The organism is Mucilaginibacter paludis DSM 18603 (assembly GCF_000166195.2).
GTDB lineage: Bacteria > Bacteroidota > Bacteroidia > Sphingobacteriales > Sphingobacteriaceae > Mucilaginibacter > Mucilaginibacter paludis.
Genome location: NZ_CM001403.1, coordinates 3188002 through 3211601 on the forward strand (window position 1 = coordinate 3188002; position 23600 = coordinate 3211601).

At 43.0% G+C, this 23600-nt stretch carries 20 protein-coding genes; 6 read left to right on the forward strand and 14 right to left on the reverse strand.

Going from position 1 to position 23600, the window contains the following annotated elements; translation table 11 throughout:
• Positions 1–5: 5 nt before the first annotated feature.
• The gene (locus MUCPA_RS13410) at positions 6–1019 is read right to left on the reverse strand and encodes a phosphodiester glycosidase family protein (RefSeq protein ID WP_008507031.1); all 1014 of its coding nucleotides are present in this window, start codon (positions 1017–1019) and stop codon (positions 6–8) included.
• Between the two features lie 222 nt (positions 1020–1241).
• Between MUCPA_RS13410 and MUCPA_RS13415 the strand changes: the two genes are divergently transcribed.
• A complete protein-coding gene (locus MUCPA_RS13415) occupies positions 1242–2465 on the forward strand; it encodes an ROK family transcriptional regulator (RefSeq protein ID WP_008507034.1) in 1224 nt (407 codons plus the stop codon).
• A gap of 39 nt (positions 2466–2504) precedes the next feature.
• Here MUCPA_RS13415 and MUCPA_RS13420 read toward each other — a convergent pair whose 3' ends face one another.
• The 5 genes from MUCPA_RS13420 to MUCPA_RS13440 all read right to left on the reverse strand — a co-directional run bounded on the left by MUCPA_RS13420 (position 2505) and on the right by MUCPA_RS13440 (position 7282).
• On the reverse strand, positions 2505–3302 hold the full coding sequence (locus tag MUCPA_RS13420; RefSeq protein WP_008507035.1) for an alpha/beta hydrolase: 798 nt from the start codon (positions 3300–3302) through the stop codon (positions 2505–2507).
• A gap of 33 nt (positions 3303–3335) precedes the next feature.
• Entirely contained in the window at positions 3336–4517 is a 1182-nt protein-coding gene (locus MUCPA_RS13425; RefSeq protein ID WP_157543894.1) for a copper amine oxidase, read from the reverse strand.
• Positions 4518–5178: 661 nt separating this feature from the next.
• Complete coding sequence (locus MUCPA_RS13430; RefSeq protein ID WP_008507038.1) at positions 5179–5793, reverse strand: porin family protein; 615 nt, start codon at positions 5791–5793, stop codon at positions 5179–5181.
• Positions 5794–6203: 410 nt separating this feature from the next.
• Positions 6204–6704, reverse strand: coding sequence for a hypothetical protein (locus MUCPA_RS13435; protein WP_008507040.1), 501 nt, complete (start codon positions 6702–6704; stop codon positions 6204–6206).
• A complete protein-coding gene (locus MUCPA_RS13440; protein WP_008507042.1) occupies positions 6701–7282 on the reverse strand; it encodes an RNA polymerase sigma factor in 582 nt (193 codons plus the stop codon). Before MUCPA_RS13440 ends, MUCPA_RS13435 begins: the two co-directional genes overlap by 4 nt.
• Positions 7283–7573: 291 nt before the next feature.
• On the opposite strand from MUCPA_RS13440, the gene MUCPA_RS13445 reads away from it, so the two are divergent.
• Positions 7574–7939, forward strand: a complete 366-nt coding sequence (locus tag MUCPA_RS13445) for a DUF6249 domain-containing protein (RefSeq protein WP_008507043.1) — start codon at positions 7574–7576, stop codon at positions 7937–7939.
• A 276-nt stretch (positions 7940–8215) separates the two neighbouring features.
• On the opposite strand, the gene MUCPA_RS13450 is transcribed toward MUCPA_RS13445, so the two are convergent.
• From MUCPA_RS13450 to MUCPA_RS13460, 3 genes are read right to left on the reverse strand one after another with little or no spacing between them, the layout of a single operon-like run.
• Positions 8216–8644, reverse strand: coding sequence for a hotdog fold thioesterase (locus MUCPA_RS13450; protein ID WP_008507045.1), 429 nt, complete (start codon positions 8642–8644; stop codon positions 8216–8218).
• The gene (locus MUCPA_RS13455) at positions 8644–9150 is read right to left on the reverse strand and encodes a DinB family protein (RefSeq protein ID WP_008507046.1); all 507 of its coding nucleotides are present in this window, start codon (positions 9148–9150) and stop codon (positions 8644–8646) included. Before MUCPA_RS13455 ends, MUCPA_RS13450 begins: the two co-directional genes overlap by 1 nt.
• A complete protein-coding gene (locus MUCPA_RS13460; RefSeq protein WP_040625921.1) occupies positions 9143–10351 on the reverse strand; it encodes a sensor histidine kinase in 1209 nt (402 codons plus the stop codon). The genes MUCPA_RS13455 and MUCPA_RS13460 overlap by 8 nt, the downstream gene beginning before the upstream one ends.
• Before the next feature lie 343 nt (positions 10352–10694).
• On the opposite strand from MUCPA_RS13460, the gene gltX reads away from it, so the two are divergent.
• Positions 10695–12215, forward strand: a complete 1521-nt coding sequence (gltX, locus tag MUCPA_RS13465) for a glutamate--tRNA ligase (RefSeq protein WP_008507048.1) — start codon at positions 10695–10697, stop codon at positions 12213–12215.
• A gap of 28 nt (positions 12216–12243) precedes the next feature.
• Positions 12244–12687, forward strand: a complete 444-nt coding sequence (locus MUCPA_RS13470) for a low molecular weight protein-tyrosine-phosphatase (protein ID WP_008507049.1) — start codon at positions 12244–12246, stop codon at positions 12685–12687.
• A 5-nt stretch (positions 12688–12692) separates the two neighbouring features.
• On the opposite strand, the gene MUCPA_RS36105 is transcribed toward MUCPA_RS13470, so the two are convergent.
• Positions 12693–13223, reverse strand: coding sequence for a GNAT family N-acetyltransferase (locus tag MUCPA_RS36105; protein ID WP_157543895.1), 531 nt, complete (start codon positions 13221–13223; stop codon positions 12693–12695).
• 487 nt (positions 13224–13710) lie between these two features.
• Here MUCPA_RS36105 and hisS point away from each other — a divergent pair, with 487 nt between their 5' ends.
• Positions 13711–15087 (forward strand): histidine--tRNA ligase, encoded by a 1377-nt coding sequence (hisS, locus tag MUCPA_RS13480; protein ID WP_008507051.1) that lies wholly within the window; start codon positions 13711–13713, stop codon positions 15085–15087.
• A 623-nt stretch (positions 15088–15710) separates the two neighbouring features.
• Here the strand turns inward: hisS and MUCPA_RS13485 are convergent.
• Positions 15711–16694: an alpha/beta fold hydrolase gene (locus MUCPA_RS13485; protein WP_040625923.1), complete on the reverse strand. Its 984-nt coding sequence runs from the start codon at positions 16692–16694 to the stop codon at positions 15711–15713.
• Between the two features lie 80 nt (positions 16695–16774).
• Positions 16775–19612: a TonB-dependent receptor gene (locus MUCPA_RS36110; protein WP_008507053.1), complete on the reverse strand. Its 2838-nt coding sequence runs from the start codon at positions 19610–19612 to the stop codon at positions 16775–16777.
• A 293-nt stretch (positions 19613–19905) separates the two neighbouring features.
• Here MUCPA_RS36110 and MUCPA_RS13495 point away from each other — a divergent pair, with 293 nt between their 5' ends.
• Positions 19906–20178: a hypothetical protein gene (locus MUCPA_RS13495; protein ID WP_008507055.1), complete on the forward strand. Its 273-nt coding sequence runs from the start codon at positions 19906–19908 to the stop codon at positions 20176–20178.
• A 21-nt stretch (positions 20179–20199) separates the two neighbouring features.
• On the opposite strand, the gene MUCPA_RS13500 is transcribed toward MUCPA_RS13495, so the two are convergent.
• Together MUCPA_RS13500 and MUCPA_RS36115 are read right to left on the reverse strand one after the other, a co-directional pair.
• Positions 20200–21324 carry an aspartyl protease family protein gene (locus tag MUCPA_RS13500; RefSeq protein WP_169316170.1) on the reverse strand — a complete coding sequence of 375 codons (1125 nt, stop codon included), beginning with the start codon at positions 21322–21324 and terminating at the stop codon, positions 20200–20202.
• Between the two features lie 451 nt (positions 21325–21775).
• A complete protein-coding gene (locus MUCPA_RS36115; protein ID WP_008507059.1) occupies positions 21776–23578 on the reverse strand; it encodes an N-acetylmuramoyl-L-alanine amidase in 1803 nt (600 codons plus the stop codon).
• Between the last annotated feature and the right edge of the window lie 22 nt (positions 23579–23600).

The following is a 23600-nucleotide window of genomic DNA, read 5'->3' on the forward strand; positions in this document are numbered from 1 at the left end:
TTGTGCTATTTACTTTTAATCATTACAGCCGTCATTACACCGCGCTCGGCACCATCAGATGGCTTTACAGTGGCCTTGCCATTAACAACCAATGATGTAGAGCCGCCACCATCTAAATTGAGCGCCCCTATACAGCCCATCTCTTTCATTAAGGCGGCAAGCTCCGGTAAGGTAAGCCCAACAATTCCGCCGGTATCGCCACCCTCAACAGCCAGCACAATAATTTTATTACCGGAAGTAAAACCTATGGCCGACCGCGCCCTGGGCGAATTATTATCAATCACAATCAGTTCTTCGGTGTCGGTAATTCTAATCGTGTTATCCTTAATTAATACCGGCGAACCGCCAATGGCGCTCACGGCATTCCATACCCAACCATTGGCCGGGAATGTGGCCGTAGGAACAGGCTGCGGGGATATATCCTGCGAGTTAGGGCTTGGCGATGGATAGCTATATAAAATATTATTTATCCCAACGGCGTATACCCAACCAACGCCCGCTACATGATCGGCTGATAAGCCGAAAGCGCCCCTCGTGGGATAATAAGGTACCTGGTTGCCCTGGTAACTCCGGTTTAATGATTTAATATTTTGAGAGGCTACGGCACCGTTATACATGCACAGGCTGTAAGAAACACCGGTGCCAAAAAAGCCCCCGTTAATACAGGCATATTTACTGCCGGGCTCATCCTTAAAAAAATTACTGACCGTTTTATTTGCAGCGGAGTACAAAGGCTTAAATTCTACTTTAGCCGGATCGGCCACAATACAATATGCGTTGATGGGCCTGTTTTGAAAAGGGGCCGTTGTTTTATAAACCTGTACCCCGGTAGGCAAACCATCCATCAGCTCTGTGGCCTTAACCCAATAGGCAGGCAGCTTTACAAGCGGCGTGGTATCGACAACGATAACTACAGGATCGGGATACAACTTAACCTGCGAATTATCTTTCGCACATGACAGTAATAGCAAACAAACAATTGCTGAACTATAAAGTATACTTTGTAGATATTTCGCCATGCCTTACTTCTTAATTTTACATAAAGTAAATATAAAACTTTTTAAATAAATTTAAAAACTAATATTAAAAAAATGTAAAATAATTTTAACTTAATCAAACAGAGCCTCAACACGCTCATTATATTATTATTAAAGCCTACTTTTGCAGTATAAGCGGTTGCTTTTTATAGCGCCGCTAACTTTTGCTTATATTTAACTAACTGTAACACATAAAATTTATTAATGACCTTTTTCGAGGAGTTTAACAGTGATAATTTATCGGGGGTTGCTTACAAAAACCTCACCCTGAAAAAGGCGGTTATCGCTTTTTTTGCCATGACAGGCAACAGCACCATTGCCGACCTATGTAAAGAACTTAACCTGAGCGCACCCAAAGTCAATAATTTACTGAATGATTTGATTGCCGACGGCCTTGTTAAAGATTACGGCAAAATGGAATCAACAGGAGGGAGAAAACCTAATATTTACGGATTGATACCCGAGTCCGGCTTTTTTTTAGGGGTGGATGTCAAGCAAAACCATATCAACATCGGTTTAACGGACCTGCAGAAAAAAATGGTTAAAATTACCGAAGGGCAACCCTATTCGTTAAAAAACAGCCATGAATCGTTACAGGAACTTTGCCAGCTGATTAAGGATTTTATCAGCAACTCATCCATCAATAAAGATAAAATATTAGGAATCGGCCTTAACCTCTCCGGGCGCATCAACTATGCCACAGGCTATAGCTATAGCTTTTTCCATTTCAATGAAGAACCGTTAAGCAAGGTTGTAGAAAATTATATCGGCATTAAAGTTTTTTTGGAGAACGATTCGCGCGCGATGGCTTACGGCGAGTTTACTACCGGCATTGTACATCACGAAAAAAATGTATTGTTCCTTAACCTGGATTATGGGTTGGGGATGGGCATCATGATCAACAGCCAGCTTTATTATGGCAAATCGGGTTTCGCCGGCGAATTTGGGCACATGCCGATTTTTAATAACGAGATACTTTGCCATTGCGGCAAAAAGGGCTGCCTTGAAACCGAAGCATCGGGATGGGCGCTCACCCGGCTTTTCAAAGAAAAACTTACCGAGGGCTCATCGTCAATTTTATCAAACCGTCCCCTGAACGAAATTCAGCTGAGCGATATTATTGAAGCCGCCGGGAAAGATGATGTGCTGGCCATTGAACTAATTGCCGAAATAGGCGAGAAACTCGGACGCGGAATTGCCCTGCTGATCAATATCTTTAATCCGGAGCTCGTCATTTTAGGGGGCAGCTTAGCCGATACCGGCGAATACATTCGCCTGCCTATTAAAAGCGCTATCAATAAATACTCGCTAAGTTTGGTTAATAACGATACCATGCTCAAAGTATCAAAGCTTGGCGAGCAAGCCGGCATTATTGGTGCCTGCCTGATGGTAAGAAACCGGTTGTTAACCAATACCATGAGTTTATAAATAAAAATAAATGCCCGCCTTAACCGGCGGGCATTTGTTTTATTTTGCATTGACGAGGTTTGAAAAAAAGCTAAAATGCTGCGGGATGCTTTTTGTCCAGTAACTGCCGGTATGGGCACCCGGCTGGGCTATGTAGGTGGCTTTGAGTTTTAACTCATCGCACTTTTCGCGAAACTTTTTGCTGGTGATGTACAGGTAATCTTCGGTACCGGTATCAAAAATGAAGGTTTTGTTTTTCCCGGCAATATTCTGCAACAGGTTAACCGGCGAATAGCTGTCAAACAACGAGTTACTTTCGCTGTAAGCACCCAGCAAATACGCAATTGTAGTTTTATGGAAGGCCGAGTAACGCAAATTAAGTACTCCAGACGTACTACCTGCGCTTTTAAACAGATCCGGATGGCGCAGAAACAAATACATGGCACCGTAACCGCCCATACTGTTCCCGGTAATAAAAATATTTTGCGGCTGCACGGCAAATTTTTTGGCAACGGCAGGCATCAGTTCCCTGATAAAAAAATCTTCGTATTGCGTACTATCCTTGTTTGGAGAATTAATATACCAGCTTTTCTTCAACCCGTCGGGGCAAACAATTAAAAAGTGATACAGATTGGCCAGGGCCTGCAAGTTAACCAACCCGCTCCACGACTTATAATTGCCCGAATGCCCGTGCAATAAATAAACTACCGGACAGGCTTCATTGGGTTTATAATCAGCAGGTTTATAAACCCATACCGTATCGTTTGCCCTTAAATTAGGCGAATGGATAACCATCGTTTCCTGAGCAAACATTTGCTTACAGGTTAACAACAACAGCAGGGTAAATAAGTATCTCATACAGCAGGTTAGTAAATATTCAATGTAGCTATTTTATTTCATATCAACCGGAATCAAAATAAGCGGTGTTGGCAAGCACGAAGCCCCGGGTGGCGAATACGTTAATTTAATAGTTTGCTCTTCGCCGTTTGCCGCAGGCGGAAACACCTGTATCAGAATAGATTCTGGCGCGCTCCGGGTAATTAACCTATCGGACGGAAGCTGGATAATGCCTTCTTTAAAAAGCCCCTTGCTCACCACCATGGTGGCAGCCATCCCATTGCACCATTTACTGTCTGCCGACCGGCCGTTCCAGGTCACCAGCGCCAAACCCTTTCCGTTGGTGCTTTTCCATTTAATTTCCATGTTATACATTACCCCGTAATTGCCAACCAGTTTGGCTTGCTGGTTCCGGCTGCTTTCCCAGCCAAGCACCCAGTTATCCTTCACGCCTTCGGCCACTGTAATTGCCGAGGGACCATTTTGTGTATCAAAAACGCCTTTATTACGTAATAAATAGTTACTTACGCCATAAATACCCCTTCCGGCGCCACTCTCGCCCTTAGGTGGCAATATGTTGGTAACGCGCTCTAAAGCTTTTACCCCCGGTGTGGCCGGGTCGGTTTGTAAAATAGTTATCTCGGCAGGCTGGTCCACAGTAAACTCGTAAAAACCATGGGCCAGCTCATCGTATTTAACAATGTTCTTTTCCAGTTTTTCATCTATGGGCAAGGCCTGCCCTGGCTTAATCTCCCGGATCTTCTCATCGCCTTTCGAGGCAAAATAATCTGCCAACCCCTGTTTCCCGATCTGAAAGTAGTTGCCACTGGGCTTTTGAGAAGAGTATTTAAGCATCCGTATATGCAAAACAGATTTACCGGTATTACGGATAAGGGCGGTAATTTTCCTATCCATCTTTTGAGGCTCCTTAACCCCATTAACATTGTACATATACAACCTTACCGCGCCAGGCTGCACCTTTTCGCGAAGCGAGATCCCCTCGGGTACACGTATATATTCAGGATCGTCCGAGATGATAAACTGCGGCCCGGGTAAAATCATTTTATCATAGGGTATTTCGGGCAATTTTTCTGATAAAAACCCAGGGAGTTCTACTATTGTACCTTGCTTAGCGTTAACCAGCAATTTATCGAACTCCGGTTTATAGGTTTGAGCTTTTAGGTTAATACCGCTTAATAGTACTGCGGATAGTAAGACGATTCTCTTTTTTGTCATACGATTAATGATATAAACCAAACTTATTAATTTTTTTTAAAAAGTTTACAATTTAAATTAAATTTATTAAAAATGTTTTTTTAGTTCAGTTTGATTCATCAACCAGTTCTTAAGTATTGGGCCAATTGATAATCAAGGGAGCAAGTGCCAACCACTACACAATGAAATATAGTATAGCCGCTGTGATCCTCATTTTGTCATGATGGGCTACTTTCTTTACTGTATCTACCATAATACAGAGCGATGAACCATCCGGGCGATTTAGAACGGCAGCGCAGTGAGCAAATTGAAAAGATATAGGCCGTGGCGGATTTATTACCTATTGATATCATGGCCGGTCTGTGGGTATAATACCTGTAGCTTAAGAGGTTGGCATCTAATTGACCTTACCCTGACAAGGATCAAGCTCTCGACAGCGACAAATATCACCGAACTTATTTTAATCCTGATGACGCCAAGGAATATCCACACTCAATCAGGGAGTTGATTGAGGCAAACACTACGAAATTAATTTATGATTTGATATACCAAACTAAAACACCACTAACCACTCGATTACTTATCATACGCCAATAAAATAAGTTAGGCGCGGTCGAGCCACTACCCAAAAGCAATGCCTGCCTGCGCCTAACTGCTAAAGTTGTTAATTAGCTTAACTCTGTCAAAAGTTTAAGCCAACATTAAAGCTTGCCCGGCTGAGGCTAATTGACGAACCAGTGTTGTTTTTGATAATATCGGTAGCACCGGCTTGTGCATCATAATCAATAAATAGCTTAGTTTTTTCGGCAATTTTAAATTTAATTCCTATACCAAGCGCCAGGCCCGCATCTGTACTATTTATATAATCCTTTAAATCGAGATTTGCCCCTGGTGCTTTAGCGTTAACCAAAAAGCCAATGTAAGGGCCAAAGTTAAGATACCAGTTGCGGGTGCGGCCAAAATGCCAGTTGGCCATTACCGGTACAGTAACATAATCAAGATTATAATCGGTAAAAACCAAATGCCCGTTATAATCGGTTATATAACCTTCTTTCCAACCTTTTTGGTCGTATATTACTTTAACCTTAAGTCCCCAGCGGTCCGAAAAATAGTTTTCTGCCGATAGCCCTGCATTAAAGCCGGTTTTGTAAGTGCTATTGGTTGCATTGTTGCTTATTGCGGTACTCGAACTGTAGCCAATGTTTATGCCGGCTTCAATGCCTTTGCTTTGTGTTTGTGAAAATGCTGTTGTACAGAACGTTACAGCAATAATTAATGTAGATAGAATTTTTTTCATTTGATGATAAAGTTTGGATAAATATAGAAAAGTATGGCGTAATAAAAATATATTATAACAATACCGAATTGATACAAATTACGCTTGCGGATTAAACTTACGCTATTTTATACATCATGCCCCGAAAAGTGCCCCGCCTGTTAAATATCCAGGATAAGCGGACTGCGGCGTTTCTGGAGAATTCTACCAACATCCATAAAAAATAAAAAGCCTCCCAACCTTGCGTCGGGAGACTTTCAACCTAAACCTTATCACAATTAAACCGATAATTTTACCGGTTCGACATATGTAATACAAACTCTGTACCAAAAATTAATTTCGGGTGCTATTTATGTCTTTATTTACTTTCCGACAACTCAATTAGTCATTTTGCCCTACACTTCGTGTTGCTTTTGCCATACACTATGCTGTCATGCTGACTGTTTATTGGAAATTTTTTTCCGTAAATAGGAATCAAGCAGCACTAAACCCAATACAACATCAAAGCAAATAAAGCCTTTAACTACCGTGGCGCTTAAATAATTTTGAAGCTGTGGTATTTTAACCCCAGAAAATTGGTAATTACCACCCTGAACTGCCGACCAATTTACACTACTGAATGCTGCTATTAATATAAAGGCAATGGCAATTACAAAAAATGCGCTTATTATCCTGATAATCCTTTTGTCAATGGCAGCCTTTAACGGCTGCTGTGCCGTTTCGGTACGAATGGCTTCCATTACATTGTAGGTAAAGGCCATAGATGGCTCGTCAAGCTCAATTGCCGCAAATTCGGCATTCAGCTTCAAAAGCTCATCGAATTTTAGTTTGTAAGCCTCGTTGCTTTCAATTAAAATACCAATGGCCTGTTGCTCTTCAACAGAGCAAGAACCATCAATATAATTCCAAAGTTTTTCTTCTATCTCATTCATATCAGCTCCCTCGCTTCGTGTTTTAAATTGTGCTCCAGCTTGTCTTTTAAACGCTGGCGTGCTCTAAATAGTTTAACCTTAACTGTATTGGCCTCCATGCCCATGGCCTGCGCTATTTCTTCGAGCGATTGCTCCGCTTTATAGAACAAGGTAATAATCATGGCATCGTCGGGCAATAACTGCTCAATGGCCTGGTTTAAGTAAAACGACCTGGATTTGCTTTCGGCCATATTGTTTTCCATGCCCGAGGTATGATTTTCTAATTGAATATAGGTCTCTTCGTTATCAATAGAGGTGGTATCAACTCTTTTCTTCCGCAAAAATGTCATGGCGGTTGTATAAACAATGCTATAAAGCCAGGTGCTGAATTTAGACTGCCGCTGAAATGACGACAAAGAGCGGTACGCTTTTACAAAACAATCCTGTGTAATCTCCTCGGCATCTTCCCGGCCTTTTGCAAAGCGCAATGCTAACGTGAAAACAAAGCGTTGATGGCGCTTTACCAGATCCGCGTAAGCAGCCTGGTTACCCGCCAGGGATTGGTCTATCAATTCAATATCTGTAAGCTTTGTTTGCATCAGTTGCCAATATGACGCATCAATGCTTTGTGCGGTTACAGCTAAATGTAAATATTTTAGTAAAGTTTATTGGCAGCTATTGATTGCGATGATCAATAACAGGTAATTACAGTAGTTTTGAACCCGGCGCAGGGCACTGGTGGAAAGGTTATAGCCGTCCCTCAGCATATTGTTTTAATTTTTTTTCGACTTGCTGTAACCTGTTTAAAAAACACATAGTCATAGCTTACAAATACAACAACATTGAATTAAAACAAATAACATTTATTAATTTTTTAAATTTATAACTTCATGAATCCAGCATTATTAATACCCATCCTTGTCCCCTTAGCCATGTTTGCTTTGATATTTGGGATAGTTTACCTGCACAAAAGAGAAAAAATGGCCATGATTGAGCGCGGCATGGACCCCCGGGCATATAAAACCCAACCTATGCCCGCACCCTACCGCAATTTAAAATGGGGCTTGCTGTTGATAGGATCTGGACTGGGCTTATTTTTAGCTTACCTATTAGATCATACCGTTTTTACACACAGTCAGGATGAAAACGAAGCGATCTATTTTTCGTTGATCGGCATATTTGGAGGTATCGGCCTGGTGATATCATACCTTGTCGAAAAACGGGAAACGATTGATAAGAAAGTTGATGGTATATAGTCCATGGTCGATGGTCCATAGTCCATGGAAAAGTCTGATGGCCGATGGTAAAGAGAAAAACTAATTGGATGGATCACCGTAAGGTATTAGTGCGAAGAAGTATTGCATCATGCCTAATTAGGCCATCATTATTGACATAATTCATCAACCAGTTGCAAATTACGAACGATGGACCTACACTATCGACAATCCACTAATTGACTGACCATGAACCGGCCTCTAACCATGGACTATGGACCATCGACCATGGACTCTCCCACCATGGACTCTTCCCAGCTACACTCTCGGCACTATTGCCACCGTCAGCCTGCTGATGCAGTTCATTTTGCCGCGATCGTCGTAAATTTTAATATCCCATACATGCGTTTTGCCGCCGATGTGTATGGGCGTACATATCCCTGTTACCAGGCCCGATTTTACCGGGCGTAAATGATTGGCATTTACCTCCTGCCCAACGGCCATATATTTTTCCGGGTCAACAATTAAAGCCGAAGCAATGCTGCCCATAGTTTCGGCTAATACCACGGAGGCGCCGCCGTGTAAAATGCCAAAGGGCTGGTGCGTACGGGCATCAACCGGCATAGTTGCCTTAATGTAGTCATCGCCAATCTCGGTAAACTCAATGCCTAACAATGCGCCGATATGATTTTTAGGGCTATCATTAATTGAATCTACCTTTATATCAGCAAACCAGATCCTGCTCATCAGTAGCGTTCTTTAAGTATTTGCAGGTGGTGTGCTTCGTGCCCCGCAATAATGTATAGCAAGGCATTTACAGTTACGCTGTAATTGCTGGCCAAACCGGCGCGTTGTTTTTCCTCGTTGTTCAGGCTTTTAAAAAAATACAGGTTAACCTGGCGCAACAGTTTAAACTCTTCAGCCATATCCATCAAGTCAAAATCGTTATGGCGCGAGTTGGCCACATAATCATCCTGTTCAAAACCCGGCAAGGGCGTAGCGTCGTTACGGGCAATGCGTAAGGCACGGTAGGTCATAATCCGCTCGGTATCTATCATGTGGCCCAGCACCTGCTTAACCGTCCATTTGCCTTCGGCATAAGCGTAAGTTGCTTTATGGGTGGGCCGGTTTTTAAAAAAGGCATAAGTGCTCTCCTGCTGGCTTTTCAAGATCTCTATAATATCGCCTTCGCCTACTTTGCTGATGTAGGTTTCATGCACCGGTGCATATTCGCCTGTAATTGGTTTAGCCATTGGTTCGGTTTTTTAAGATGATCCGGAAAGTAGTACCCTTACCCAGTTCAGAGTCTTTTACAAAAATTTGCCCTTCGTGATAGTTCTGGATAATCCGCTTGGTAAGCGAAAGCCCCAGGCCCCAGCCGCGTTTACGTGTTGTATAACCAGGCTGAAAAACGGTTAAAAATTTCGATTTAGGTATTCCTTTCCCGGTATCGGTTACATCAATCAATATCTGTTTTTTGGTAGGGTTGGTTGATATTTCAACCAGTATGCTGCCGGTGTTATCAATAGCGTTAATGGCGTTCTTCAATAAGTTCTCCAACACCCAATCAAACAGGGGCACATTAAGCCCGGCTCTTAAGTTCGGGTCGCCTTTTACATCGAAATGTATTTTGTTGCTTACGCGAAATTTAAAATAATCCACATAATCTTTAATCACATCATAAACCGAATGTACCTCAAGCACCGGCTTCGACCCTATCTTTGAAAACCGGTCGGCCACAATCTCCAACCGCTTGACGTCGTTTTCCATTTCGGCAATCAGCGGATCCGACTCGGCATTAAATTTATCTTTCAGCAACTCAATCCAGGCCAGTAACGATGATATCGGGGTACCCAACTGGTGCGCGGTCTCTTTAGCCAAACCTACCCAAACCTGGTTTTGTTCGGATTTTCGCGACGAATTAAATGCTGTATACGCAACGAGTAAAAACACCGCAATTAACGACAATTGTATATAAGGGAATACCTTTAGCTGGGTAAGCAAAGGCGAATCCTGGTAATAAACCAGCCAGTACTCGTTACTAAAAATTGTTATTTTAATAGGCTCGTGCTGGCTTTTCATATAATCCAGCTGCGCTCTAAAATAGCGGATATCAAACTTAACGTTCTTTTTTTTAGGTTGCTTGGAGGGGTCTTGTATAAAAGTTTTGGTTGAATCTAATCCTCTGGCAAACTTAAAGTCGCCGGTTTCGTCAACCACAATGGCGGGCACGGCCAGGCTATCCCTAACGGCGGTAACGTAATTGTAAAAGTCGTTATCGTCAATCTCAAACAATTGCCGCATGCTCAGGGCCCACACCTCGGCACGCGTGCGCTCAGATTTTGCAATGCCCTTTACCAGGTAATTGGTGTACAATAATGATCCGCTTGCTATAATTACCGCGAACGAGAGCAGTAAATATTTCCAACGGCGTTTGTTTTCGTATGGATTCATCTTCATCAGCAATCCAAATTACGGTAATTCCTTTCGGATTTCGAATGCACCGGGGCGCATTTATGCTGGATGATCAGGCAGATGGGGTACTTCAAGGGGCGTTTTTTGTTTTTTTAGTGATGATGCGCTGTTTGGCGCTTTATAAATTATTTATTTTAACGGGATAATATGGCAAATGTTTCCTCTGCCCTTATATAGTAATTAGCAATAAGGTTAAAATGATGCGGAGTTCTCTCTTGCAATAATTAGTCTCTGTTAAGGCGCGGGCATCAACCAAATCCGAAATCGAAATTCCGCTATCCTAAATCAAAATATCCGCCATCAAAATTATTACCTTTGCCGCATGTCAAGTTCTAAAGTCCGTGTCCGTTTTGCACCAAGCCCTACCGGTGGTTTACACCTGGGCGGCGTGCGTACCGCATTGTTTAATTATTTGTTTGCCAAAAAACACAAAGGCGATTTTGTGTTACGTATTGAAGATACCGACCAAACCCGCTATGTGGAAGGTGCCGAAGATTATATACTTGACTGCCTGAAATGGTGCGGCATTACGCCCGACGAAAGCCCACTGGTCGGCGGCCATTACGCGCCTTACCGCCAGAGCGAGCGCAAATCCATCTATCGCGAATATGCCGAAAGATTAGTTGCCCAGGGCCATGCTTACTATGCCTTTGATACCCCCGAAGAGCTTGACCATGCCCGCAAAGAAATACCTAACTTTCAATACGGGCAGGTTTATCGCGATACTTTACGTAATTCGCTATCGCTTAAAACTGCCGAGGTTGAACACCTGCTGGATAACGGTGTTCCGCATGTGATCCGGATAAAAATACCAGCCGACGAGAGCGTACGTTTTCACGACATGATCCGTGGCGACGTGAGCTTTGAAACCAACCTGGTTGATGATAAAGTATTACTCAAAGCGGATGGTATGCCCACCTACCATTTGGCAGTAGTGGTTGACGATTATTTAATGAAGATAACCCACGCCTTCCGCGGCGAAGAGTGGTTGCCATCGGCACCTATTCATATTTTGTTGTGGAAGTATTTGGGTTGGGAGGCCGAGATGCCGCAGTGGGCACATTTACCGCTGATACTAAAACCCGACGGGCACGGCAAACTCAGCAAACGCGATGGCGCGCGCTTAGGTTTCCCGGTTTATGCCATGAACTGGCTGGATGCCAAAACCGGCGAACTTACCCCAGGATTTCGCGAACTGGGTTTTTTACCCGAAGCCTTTGTAAACCTGTTGGCCATGCTGGGCTGGAATGCCGGTACCGACCAGGAGATTTTTACCATTGAGGAGCTGATTGAAAACTTCTCTATCGAGCGAATAAGCAAAGCGGGGGCCAAGTTTGATTTTGAAAAAGCCAAATGGTATAATGCCGAATGGATCAAGAAAACCGATGCCGGAAGCCTGATGCCCGAAGTTAAGGCAGTATTGGAGGATAAGGGAATTACTGTAGCCGATGACGATTATTTGGTAACCGTTATTAATACCGTAAAAGACCGGTGTACTTTGTTGGCCGACTTTTATCAACAAGCAGGGTACTTTTTCCAAATCCCGGCGGAGTACGACCTCAACGCTGTTAAGCCGAAGTGGAGCGATACCAAAACTTTATTTTTTAGCGAATTGATGACCAGGTTTGATGAAGCCGAAGTTTGGGAAGCCATGCAACTGGAGATTATATTTAAATACCTTACCGAAGAAAAGGCTCTTAAAATTGGCGATGTGATGCTGCCTTTCCGCATTATGCTGGTGGGTGGTAAATTTGGCCCGCATGTGTTTGATATCGCGGCACTGTTGGGTAAAGAAGAAACAGTTAAAAGGATTGAAGCGGCATTAACCGCATTTACAGCCTAAGCATTTAAAATACGGCCAACAAAGTAACATGAAGATATTAATGGTTTGCCTGGGCAACATTTGCCGTTCGCCCCTGGCACATGGTGTAATGGAAAACCTGGTTAAAAAAGAAGGCTTAGACTGGACGGTTGACTCTGCCGGTACCGGCGATTGGCACGTGGGCCAGGGGCCCGACCGCCGCTCCGTAGCCGAAGCCCGCAGCCACGGCATCGACATCAGCGGGCAAATTTGCAGGCAGTTCAGCGTGCGCGACTTTGATGACTTTGATTTGATTGTGGTGATGGACCAAAATAACAGGAAAGATGTACTGGCACAAGCCCGAAACCAGGCGGATCAAAAAAAAGTAAGATTATTGCTGGGCGACCGCAACGTGCCTGACCCTTATCATGACGACAGCCAGTTTGACCCGGTTTATAAAATGGTGGAGGCAGGCTGCAGGCAATTGATTAAAGATCTGATCAGGGGCCAATAGATAAGTTATCCGGCGCTATTCAGGTTTAACCACTCCCATGACTTGATCCTGAAATAAGACAGCTCTTCGCCATTGCGTAATATATTGCCACCCTGAACCAGGCCCACCTTTTTGAGCACCTGTTGCGAGGCGATATTAGCCGGAGCCGTCACAGCGAAAACCTCGGCAAGGTGCCTTTCTTTAAAACCATAGGCCAGCAGTGCTTCAGATATTTCGGTAGCCATTCCCTTTCCTGCAAATTCATGATGCAGCACATAACCCAGTTCGGCATTGTAAGGCTCGTTATCAATATACTTTAAAAGGCACAGGCCCACAAAACGATTATCCTCCCCAGTAAATACGGCCCAGCGCGTTAACTGTATACCAGCGGTATAGTTAGCAATAATATCTTTAAACAGGGCTTTAAGGTCGTCCACATTTCTTTTGGGCAAATAAGCGGTAAGCCGTTCATCTGTAAACAACTCTATAAATAGCGGCTCCTCCTCCGGTAAAAATTCACGGATGACGAGGCGGTTCGTTCGGGTGATGATCTTCATTTGTGTATATGCTAAATCGGGCTTTACAAGATAGTTAATCTTCACTAAAATATTAAGGCCTGGGTAAAAAGATGAGTTGTAAAGTTGTAAGGTTTGAAGGTTGTAAGTTTTTTCGCCGTTGTTGGTGTCCTCACCAACAATCTGTGCTGATCTTCTATACTAAACTTTTACAATACAGCTAAATTGTACGCAAAAATACAGCACGGGTCAGTTGGTGAGGACACCAACTAAGGCGGAGGACTTTGTCATTCGGCACAACAAGAATTGTATCCTGTTCAAATCCGGTCAATTTTTTCGCCATTGTTGGTGTCCTCACCAACAATCTGTGCTGATCTTCTATACTAAACTTTACAATACAGCTAAATTGTACGCGAAAATACAGCACGGGTCAGTTGGTGAGGACACCAACTAAGGCGGAGGCCTTTGTCATTCGACACAACAAGAATTGTACCCTGTTCAAATCCGGTCAATTTTTTACCTTTGCCGCATGGCATCCATCAAACCATCAGTACCCCGCGGAACCCGCGATTTTTCGCCCACCGAAATGGTGAAGCGTAACTATATTTTTGATACCATTAAAAGTGTATTCCGTAAATACGGCTACCAACAAATTGAAACTCCCGCAATGGAGAATCTTTCAACCTTAATGGGTAAGTATGGCGATGAAGGCGATAAGCTGATATTTAAGATACTGAATAGCGGGGATTTTCTTTCGAAAGTGGATGCTCAAAAACTAAGTGCGCATAACTCACAGCAAATCATTGCTGATATCTCTGAAAAAGCCCTGCGTTATGACCTTACCGTGCCCTTCGCCCGTTACGTGGTGATGCACCAAAACGAAATCACATTTCCATTCAAACGCTTCCAGGTGCAGCCGGTTTGGCGTGCCGACAGGCCGCAGAAAGGCCGCTACCGCGAGTTTTATCAATGCGATGCCGACGTGGTAGGCTCCGACTCGCTACTCAACGAAGCCGAGTTTGTGCTCATCTATGATGAAGCCCTGAGCAATTTGGGTTTAAAGGATTTTACCATCAAAATTAATAACCGCAAAATATTATCGGGCATAGCCGAGGTGATCGATAAACCCGATCAGATTATCGACCTGACCGTCGCCATTGATAAACTTGACAAAATAGGGTTAGACGGCGTAATTAAAGAACTGAACGAAAAGGGCTTTACCGATACCGACATCAGCAAACTGAAACCTGTTATTTTGCTGGAAGGATCGAACGAAGAAAAGCTGGCAAGCTTACGCCAGGCGCTTCAAAACTCGGCCATAGGTTTAAAAGGATGCGATGAGATAGAAAGCATTTTTAACTACCTCAAAAGCTTTAACCTGCAAAAGGCTACCGTTGAGCTGGATATTACCCTGGCCCGTGGCCTCAACTATTATACAGGTGCCATTTTTGAAGTAAAAACCAACGAGGTTGCCATGGGCAGCATCGGCGGTGGTGGCCGGTATGATGATCTTACCGGGATGTTTGGCTTAAAAGGCCTTACCGGGGCCGGTATATCCTTCGGGGCCGACAGGATCTATGATGTGCTGGAAGAATTAAAACTTTTCCCCGATGCTGCAGGCCAAACTACCCAGGTGCTGATTTGCTGTTTTGATAACGATGGTGAAACTTATGCTTTACCTTTTTTACAGGAATTGCGCAGTCGTGAAATCCGCTCTGAGCTATATCCCGCCGGATCAAAAATGAAAAAGCAGCTGGACTATGCCAATGCCAAACAGATCCCTTATGTGATTGTGATTGGCAGTGATGAAATGGAAAGCGGTTTGCTGTCGTTCAAAAACATGCTTACCGGCGATCAGGAAAAACTATCCACAGAGATGATTGTGGCGATGCTGGCAGAGGGGTAAATATTGATTGAATGATCGATTTATTGAGTGATTGATTTATGGAATAGTCGATTTGGGCGGTGCCGCACTTCCTCATCATGTCATCCGAGTAACCCATCGGCCAACCGAAAAAGCAGGGAGGAGATTCGAACCTTTGTGATCTTACTACCGCACAGGCGAAATCGGGCAATGGCCAGACTGCACGCCGGGCCAGGTTTGGCCTCGCGGGCTGAAGGATCGGGCAGTCTTGATTTTTTTGGTTACTTTTTGTATCAAGACAAAAAGTGACAAGCCCCTTCCCGCGGCGTTTGAGCGGGCCGATGTAGTAAATTAAGAATACTGATTATCGGAGCAAAAATAGACCAGCTGATAATCAATAACTTAAAAAGACGCCAGTATAATGAAACGAAGCAATTTCTACTGAGGCGGCGCGGTCATGCAAATTCGCCCTGTACAGTTTAGGGATTGCTTCGTCGTTCCTCCTCAATGACGGCGGAGAAGAAGCTGATTATTGATAAACCGTCACACCTCACCGAGGGCCATTGCGACATCGTTTAAGATGTTTTTCAAACATCATCTCCGTTTTCTCGAATGGGCCGGATCGGTTACTCAAGATGACACAGTTGTGGATTGTAGAAGTTCACCTACAAATTATCCACCAAAGCCTTTAAAAACAATTCAGGCACCTCCCAATGCGGAATATGGCCGCAATTGTCAAATTCAATCAACTTACATCCGGGGATTTTTTTAGCCGTTTCGGGACCGAGGATGGCATATTGGCCGTGCTGTGCCTGCACTTCGGGTTTTAATAAGGCTTTACCAACAATGGTTTTATCCTGCTTGCCGATGAACAATACCGTAGGTACCTTAATCAATCCAAACTCATAGCAAACCGGCTGTTCATAAATCATCTCGAAAGTAAGGGCCGCTACTTTGGCATATCGCGGGAAATCGGCACTGCCTGTTACTCCGGCGCCTATGCGCACCAGCTCATCATACTGCGGTTTCCATTGGGTAAAGTAGGATGTTTGGTAATACTTTTTTACGCTTTGATAGGTGGTTTTCAATTCTGTCTGGTAATCCTGCTCTGCGCTTGTATAGGGTACAAAAGTGCGGTAATCTTCGAGGCCGATAGGGTCTTCAAGCAACAGTTTCTCTACCATTTCCGGATACATTAGTGTGAAGCGCGTGGCGAGCATCCCGCCCATTGAATGGCCCAATACCGTTACCTTTTTTATGCCGAGGCTATCCAGCAGTTGATGATTGTTGCGTGCAAACTGATGAAAGCTATAATGAATAAAAGGCTTCGACGATTTACCGAAACCAATCTGGTCCGGCACAATTACCCGGTAGCCCCTGGCGGTTAAGGCTTTGATCACGTTAGTCCAATAGTAGCCGCCGAAGTTTTTACCGTGGAACAAGATCACCACTCTCCCATTGGCCACGCCCGCTGGCTTCACATCCATATAGGCCATACGCACATCCTGCCCTTCAATTTTTAAAGGCAGAAATTGAACCGGGTAAGGATACTTGACATTCTCGAGCGTGATGGATAGCGAATCCTGGGCCAAACTCATCCGGATAACCGCTATTACCAATATCATCGCCAAAAAAAGTCTTTTTATCATATTTAAACTACAGTTGTAAACACTTAAAGTTTAAAAGAAAGGCATAAAAAAGGCCCTTGTAAAAGAGCCTTGTAATTTTATTATTGAGGAGGGCCGCCAAAGCCGCCACCACCACCGCCGGGGCCGCCGCCGCCAGGACCACCACCGCCGAAGCCTCTTCTTTTACCACCTGGAAAATCATCCGGAGTTTTGCCGGCAAATTGTTGCAGGCGGATGGTAAGCGTCATTAGGAAATAGCGCCCTAAACGATTAACGGTTGATTCTGTGATGTAGTTACCAGTGGTGGTATTGGTATAACCCGTGTTCTGGTTAAAGATATCGAATACAGAAGCACGGATGGTGGCCATGTTATTTTTAAGAAAACGGCGCTCCAAATAGGCGTTTAAAATATTGGGGTTTGTTACGGCGCCGCTGTATCCCTCGTTAATGGCCTTGCTGTAATCGTAGTTCAGTGTCCAATCTTTCCAAAAATAATTTTTCCCGCTTAAACCTAAAGTAGTTGTTTGATACGTGTGATTATCTAACGATGAGGTTGTATTATTGGTTGTGGTCACTGCGTAATTTACACTTGCCTGCGCATCCACCACGTCGGTAATATCAAGTCTGAACCGCGCGCCTGGCGTATAAGTTAATTGCTTAGCGATATTTTTGATATTGTTTGAAAAACCGATATTGTTGGTATAATTGATATTTCCATTTAATATAAGTGTGTACTTGCGTTGCGACCAGGGTTTAGCAAAGGTAAAAAAACCATTGGCGGTGTAATAACCATCGGCGTTGCGGTAGTCGACAGACTGTGTGCCGTTATTATTATTAATTACGTTGGTTACAATTTTATTGTTGGTTTGGGTAAACGATAAATTGGTGAACAAAATATCGCCTGTACCAAAGCTGAACTTATTGTAACGGATAGAAAAGTTGTTGTTAAACTCCGGCTCGAGATTAGGGTTACCTGTTACGATATAGGTAGGGTCGGATTTGTCGGGACGTGGGTTCAATTGCGAATAGGAAGGTTGGTTGCTTGCGCCATTGTAATTAAAGCTCAATGCCTGGCTGCGCGAAAAATTATAAACAAAGCGCGCGGTCGGTATAAAGTTAAAGGTATTTACATGCGTAACAACGCTCGGATACGTGCTTGTTGCCGGCGAATTACCGTCTAACACACCCGGCTGAGCGCCTGCGCCCAAGGTAAGGTTGTATTTGGCCTCAATTAAACGGTAATTTAAGCCAAAACGGTGTGTTGTAAAGGTAGAATTATAGTTATTGCTTAACAGGTCGTAGTAGTTTTGCTGGCCGCTAACGGTTACTGTATCATTCAGTCTGCTGGTATTGGTAGCGTTTCGGTTAAACGTATAATTAGCTTCTAAAAAGGATACTTTACTTAATGGTTCAAGATATGATGCGGTAATGCCCTCAGTATTGGTAGCAGTATGGGTGTTAATTAATTGATTAGCCGGAACAGCAAGGCTATCAACAGGCGGCCTGCCCACAATGTAAGTGGTGATCGGGTTTGAAAATTGGTTGGTTGGACCGGTACTCGCTGTTAAATTTAAGCTGAAGTTACGCCCGCTATGAAAGTGGTGATTATATAACAACGTACCACCGTAGTTAGGGGAGTTTGAATTTCCAAGCGTTTTGGAGTTGTAAAGCAAGGTCTGTACATTGCTATTTAAAATACTGTTTTGGCTGAAGTCATCAGCCGTGGTGCTTGAGTAAGAGAATGTTGGCGTAAATTTAAGATAATTTACCGTGTCGGGTTTCCATTCCATATTCCAGGTTACCCGGTGATTTAGGGTACCATCTGTATTAACACTGTTTGAGTTATTAACAAAAGAGCCATTACTGTTTTTTTGAATGGATGTATTTAGGGTATAAACCGAGTTATCGGCAAAGCTATAGCTACCGTAAACTGATAAGTTTGGCCCCCACTGGTCGCGAAAATTCAAACCTATTGATTTAGCATCGGTTATGCCGTTTGATGGGGTTGTACCACCACCACCAAGCCTGGCAGCACGGCCGCCGCCACCACCGCCACCGCCACCACCAAACGAAAAGGTGTTGACATTGGTGTTATTGATGGTCCCCAACAAAGCGATTTGCTGATCGCCATTAAATTTAAAGGAGTTAATTGATCCCAGGTACCTGTTATCATTTGATATACCCGGTTTAGATGGCAAGGCATCGGCCCCATCTCCACCAGTGGCAGATAGCGAATAGCCATAATTTTTATCCTTCCGGATCACGATGTTCATAATTTTGTTTGGCTCGCCGGTTTTTAAACCGGTTAAATTAGCCTGGTCTCCATAATCATCAATCATCTGGATGCTTTCAATTACATCAGCCGGTAAATTTTTAGTAGCTGTTTTTACATCACCTCCAAAAAAATCTTTTCCGTTAATCCTAACTTTGGTTACCGATTTACCTTCGGCCGTTACGTTACCGTCCTTATCTACATCAACACCGGGAAGTTTTTTCAATACGTCCTCTACCGGCGCATTTGCCCTTACGGGATAAGCGCTCGCCTTATATTCGGTAGTATCTACACTTACTTTAACCGAGTTTACATCGGTGATGTTAACCACATTCAGCAATTTCGATTCGGCTTTGAGTTTAATCATCCCGATATTGGCTGGTTTGGTATCGTCGTCAAACGTATAATTACGTTTTAAGCCTTGAAAACCTATGGATAATATGGTTAGTGAGAATTTTTTTGCCTTAATTGATGCAAAGGTGAATACGCCATTAATATCGGTAACCACATTTAAACTATCAGTGGCCGAGGTTAATTTAACAACAGCCCCCGGTATGGTTACCCCGGTTGAATCGGCTACTATACCGTGTACCTGCCGCGCCGTCTGCGAGTAACCTTTAAAAACTACAAGTGCAAAAAAAACAAAAAATGTAAAAAGCTTTTTCATATACGATATATATCTCTTTAGTGCTGGTTTAGGTGTATTTATCTATAGTTACACTAAAGACATTTTAACATTACAAAAGTTCACTTTCTTTATGAGAATTGGTTATTAATCATATGATTGTTACATATTATTAAATCTGGGCAGCGAAGATTGCTATCAATCTTAAAAACAAGGAGTTAATTTTATTATCATATCTTTTTTCCACTTTATTTATAAACATTTGTGTTAAACTCAATTGTAAATTTATTGAAACATTGACTTTAAGGTTTTGTTAAACTTTAAAACATTAACTTATGGCTAATATCAGAGAATCCCTTCATTCCAAAATTCATACCTGGATGAAGATGGTGGGTTTTAGATTAAATTCGTCAAACGTTGTTAAAAAAAACAACCTTACCATTGACCATTATTTTTTCAAAACCTTCAATTTTATTGAACAGCGAAAGGCGGATTCGACCGGAAAATCAGAATTTGTATGTTTTGATACCTATGGCGAGAAAATGAAGGTACGCTCTTTACTCGACCTGCAAAGTGCATTTTACGAAAATCTGAGTGAGTTACGCTAAGCTGACTACAATTTGAGCCTGCTAAATTCTTCTTTTTAAAGTGAGGATAAATTTTTCGTATATATTGTCGTGAAAAACTTCGAGGAGCACGGAGCGGTTTTCGCGCGAGCGGAATACATGGTCTATTTGTTCAATTCCCATTCGCTCAACGGGCACAAAATTGATCTTTACTAATTCATCTCCTTTTTTTAAGCCTATTTCGGCGGCGGCGGAACCACGTTCAACATTGTTGATAATGATGTGAGTAAGGCCGGGCCCGTCTGCAAAATACTCCATGCCGCTCATATCATGCTCAAACTGATCTTTAAACGATAAATTGGGTTTTAAATATAATATGCCATTTTGGTAGTCTATAATGAGGTTGAATTTTTTAAGGATCTCCATCCCCAAATTGCCATTTCGTTTTACAGCAATCAAATTTTTTTTGACAGTGTCATAATCCGGAAACGAGGTGATTACATTAGTTATTCGATACTTACCAATTTCAATTTGATCAATCCGGCTTAAAAAACCGTTAATCGGTCCGGTTAAACTGATGCCTAAATTAGAAGCGATAAATTTTTCGGGCAAGCCTTTGTTTTCGCCTATTAAATTTTCCAGAGATAAGGGATGGCCCGCACCCAGGTCAAGGATGAGTTTATTCTCTTTTTCGGGAGTTTTGCCGCTGATGCTGATCCTGCTTGTGATGTAGGGCTTATGATCTTCAATACTCATTTGTATCTTATCGCCACGTTTAAACAAACGCATATCCCGAGGTGAGGCCATAGTTATGGTGCTGTCCATAAAATTAACACGAACCGAGAAACTGCTGAAAAACTCGTACCCCAATAAGCCGTGAATATTGATGCCGGCATAGTTTGACAGGCCGAATTCATCCTTTTTTAAAATGGCTGCTGATATGTGTTCACCAATCACATTAGGCATACTTACTTTTAGGGCAGAGGTTAAATAAGCTTCAAAGTCATTGCCTTCGCCCATGCCGGTCACCCTGATCAACCGTTTGTTTGTAATGTTCAATGAATCAACAAGTGCAGGGTCGGTAATAATCATTAAATCTACACCTGTATCTAATATAAAATTATAGGGGCCTTTATCATTAATGGTAAGCGGTACCACAATCATGTTCCGGATGAAATTGAAGTGCATGGTTACCCGTTTCTGTTCCAACCGAAAATATTGTTGGGCATTTGCCTGGGGCAAAAACAGCCAAAGCAACAACATACAAATGTTAATATACTTTATTATAGTGAAAAGCCGGAGCATCTGTAACGTTTAATTGGTTAATTAAATTTACAAATAAAATGAGGGTTAAATCATGAATTTAACACCGGGTTCATAATTTAGTAATATAAACATTACATGGGCTAAAATGCTTTTATCTCATTATCTACAGGCAGTGTTTTTTGTAATTCCTGCAAAAAAAAGTTTTTTCCAGGATGTAGACTTAAGCAAGATACTCAAAATGATACGGGTGCCTGACAAACAAAACGCATGGCATTAAGGTACTGGGGTAAAATACTATTTAGGAAGGAAGCCAATCTTTAATAATCTGCAGGCGATGCTTTTGGGCTTCGCCTGCCGGCACCGGCATCTGATATTAGCCCAAATGCTTTTTCTTTTTGCCAGAAGGTTCTTCTATCGGCGGCGGCGGTTGAATACTATCCGGCGCCTGGGCTTGTAAGAAGTTTTTAATCCCTTTTACAATGGCTTCAACCATTTTTTGCTGAAAGTTATCTTGCAATATCTTTTCCTCGTCTTCGGGGTTTGATAAAAAAGCAGTTTCTACTAATACGTTAGGATATTCGGTAGGCGTATTAAATACAAAGTTAAAGCTACCTATGTTACCATAGTCTGCCATGCCCATTTTGATGATTTCATCATGGATAGGCTGGCTAAGCGGCCTGAAGGCTAAATGTTTGTAGTACGTAGAATTGCCCTGGACAGTAGGGTTATCTGCCGAGTTACAGTGGATGCTCACCAGCAGATCGGGATTTTGGGCCTTCATATACCTGATCCTGGCGCTGTTGTTAAAAGAACTGTCGGTAGTGCGGGTCATCACAACTTTTGTACCTGCTTTTTCAAGTTCGGCTTTTAGTTTAAGCGCCATAGCAAGCGTTATGTTTTTTTCTAACACACCTGTTAAACCATCCGCCCCGGGGTTGCTCCCTCCATGCCCGGCATCTATCCCTATGGTTAATTTAGCCAGGCTAAAACTTTCCGGCTGATGTTTTATTTTAATAATTAAAATGCTGCCCCGGTAATAAATATCATATCCCCATAACTGGGCATGTTGCAAATCGATGTTAACCTGTAGCACATCTTTGCTCACCTGTTCGTACCAGGTATTTTTAATCTCTTTCAGGCTTTGTTTCTGGATAATCCAGTTGGTGTTTGATGTGGCGCCGTAAATGTTAATCACAATGCGGTTAGGGTTTAACAAAGTTGATGATGAATAAGGTAGCTTTTTATCCAGGCCAATTGATAAATAGTCGTACTGATCGTCGCCGCTTGCCGTCCAGTTACCGGTTAACGATACCGGCGCAAAGTGTACGCCGCTAAGCAAAACCACATTTTGTTTAGGTACATAGGCTTGTTGGTCGGCAGCGAGTTTAACGCGGTAGCTATCACCAAATTTCCCGGTAATGTTGAGTTGTACCAGGGTGTCAATGTAAACAAGTTTAGCCCCTCCAAGCCGGTCGGTTCCCAGGCCGTAGTCCAGATATGGGCGGTCGCCGGTAGTTAATCCAATGATGGTTCGTTCGCCGCTGAGTATGGTAAGCTTGCTGGCTGTTTCGGCATGCAGAATATTCTTGTTATCACTTAACCTAAATTGAATGGGGGCCTCAGCCAAAGTATCGCCTTGCTTAATTAAATATTCTCCGCGGTAAATACCACTCACTCCCACCTCGGCCGAATCAACTTCTGTCATCTCAATGCCCTTTAAAAACGAGGCCCTCATATTGGGTGTAGCCTTCATTACCACTTGAAGGCGGTCTCCGGGTTGTAACCATTGGTTGATTGCTGGTATGGTTTTAACATACTCGATAGCAAAGCCCCGGGTTGGCTGGGCTTGCAAAGGTTTGTTATAGGTAACTGTAAATGTTTTTACAAGAGTATCTGTTTGCAGGATGGATGTGAGCTTAAATGTGTTGTTCCCTTCGTTTAGGCTAAGCGGCTGGGCAAATGTTCCGGTAGTGTAAACTTTAACCGGTAAGGTATCCAGCATCAGTTGGGCACCAGCAGTTGTTTGCCCTGTAATATAAAATTTGGGCGAGTTAACAACCGTTGTTTCTTTTACAGGATTAACCAGCCTGATAAAATTATGGGCTTGATCCTGGGCATTTACCGCGTTAAGAACAAAGCATAGCGCTATCGAAATAAAGAGGATGAGCAATTTCATGCCCTAATCTAACAAAAATCAT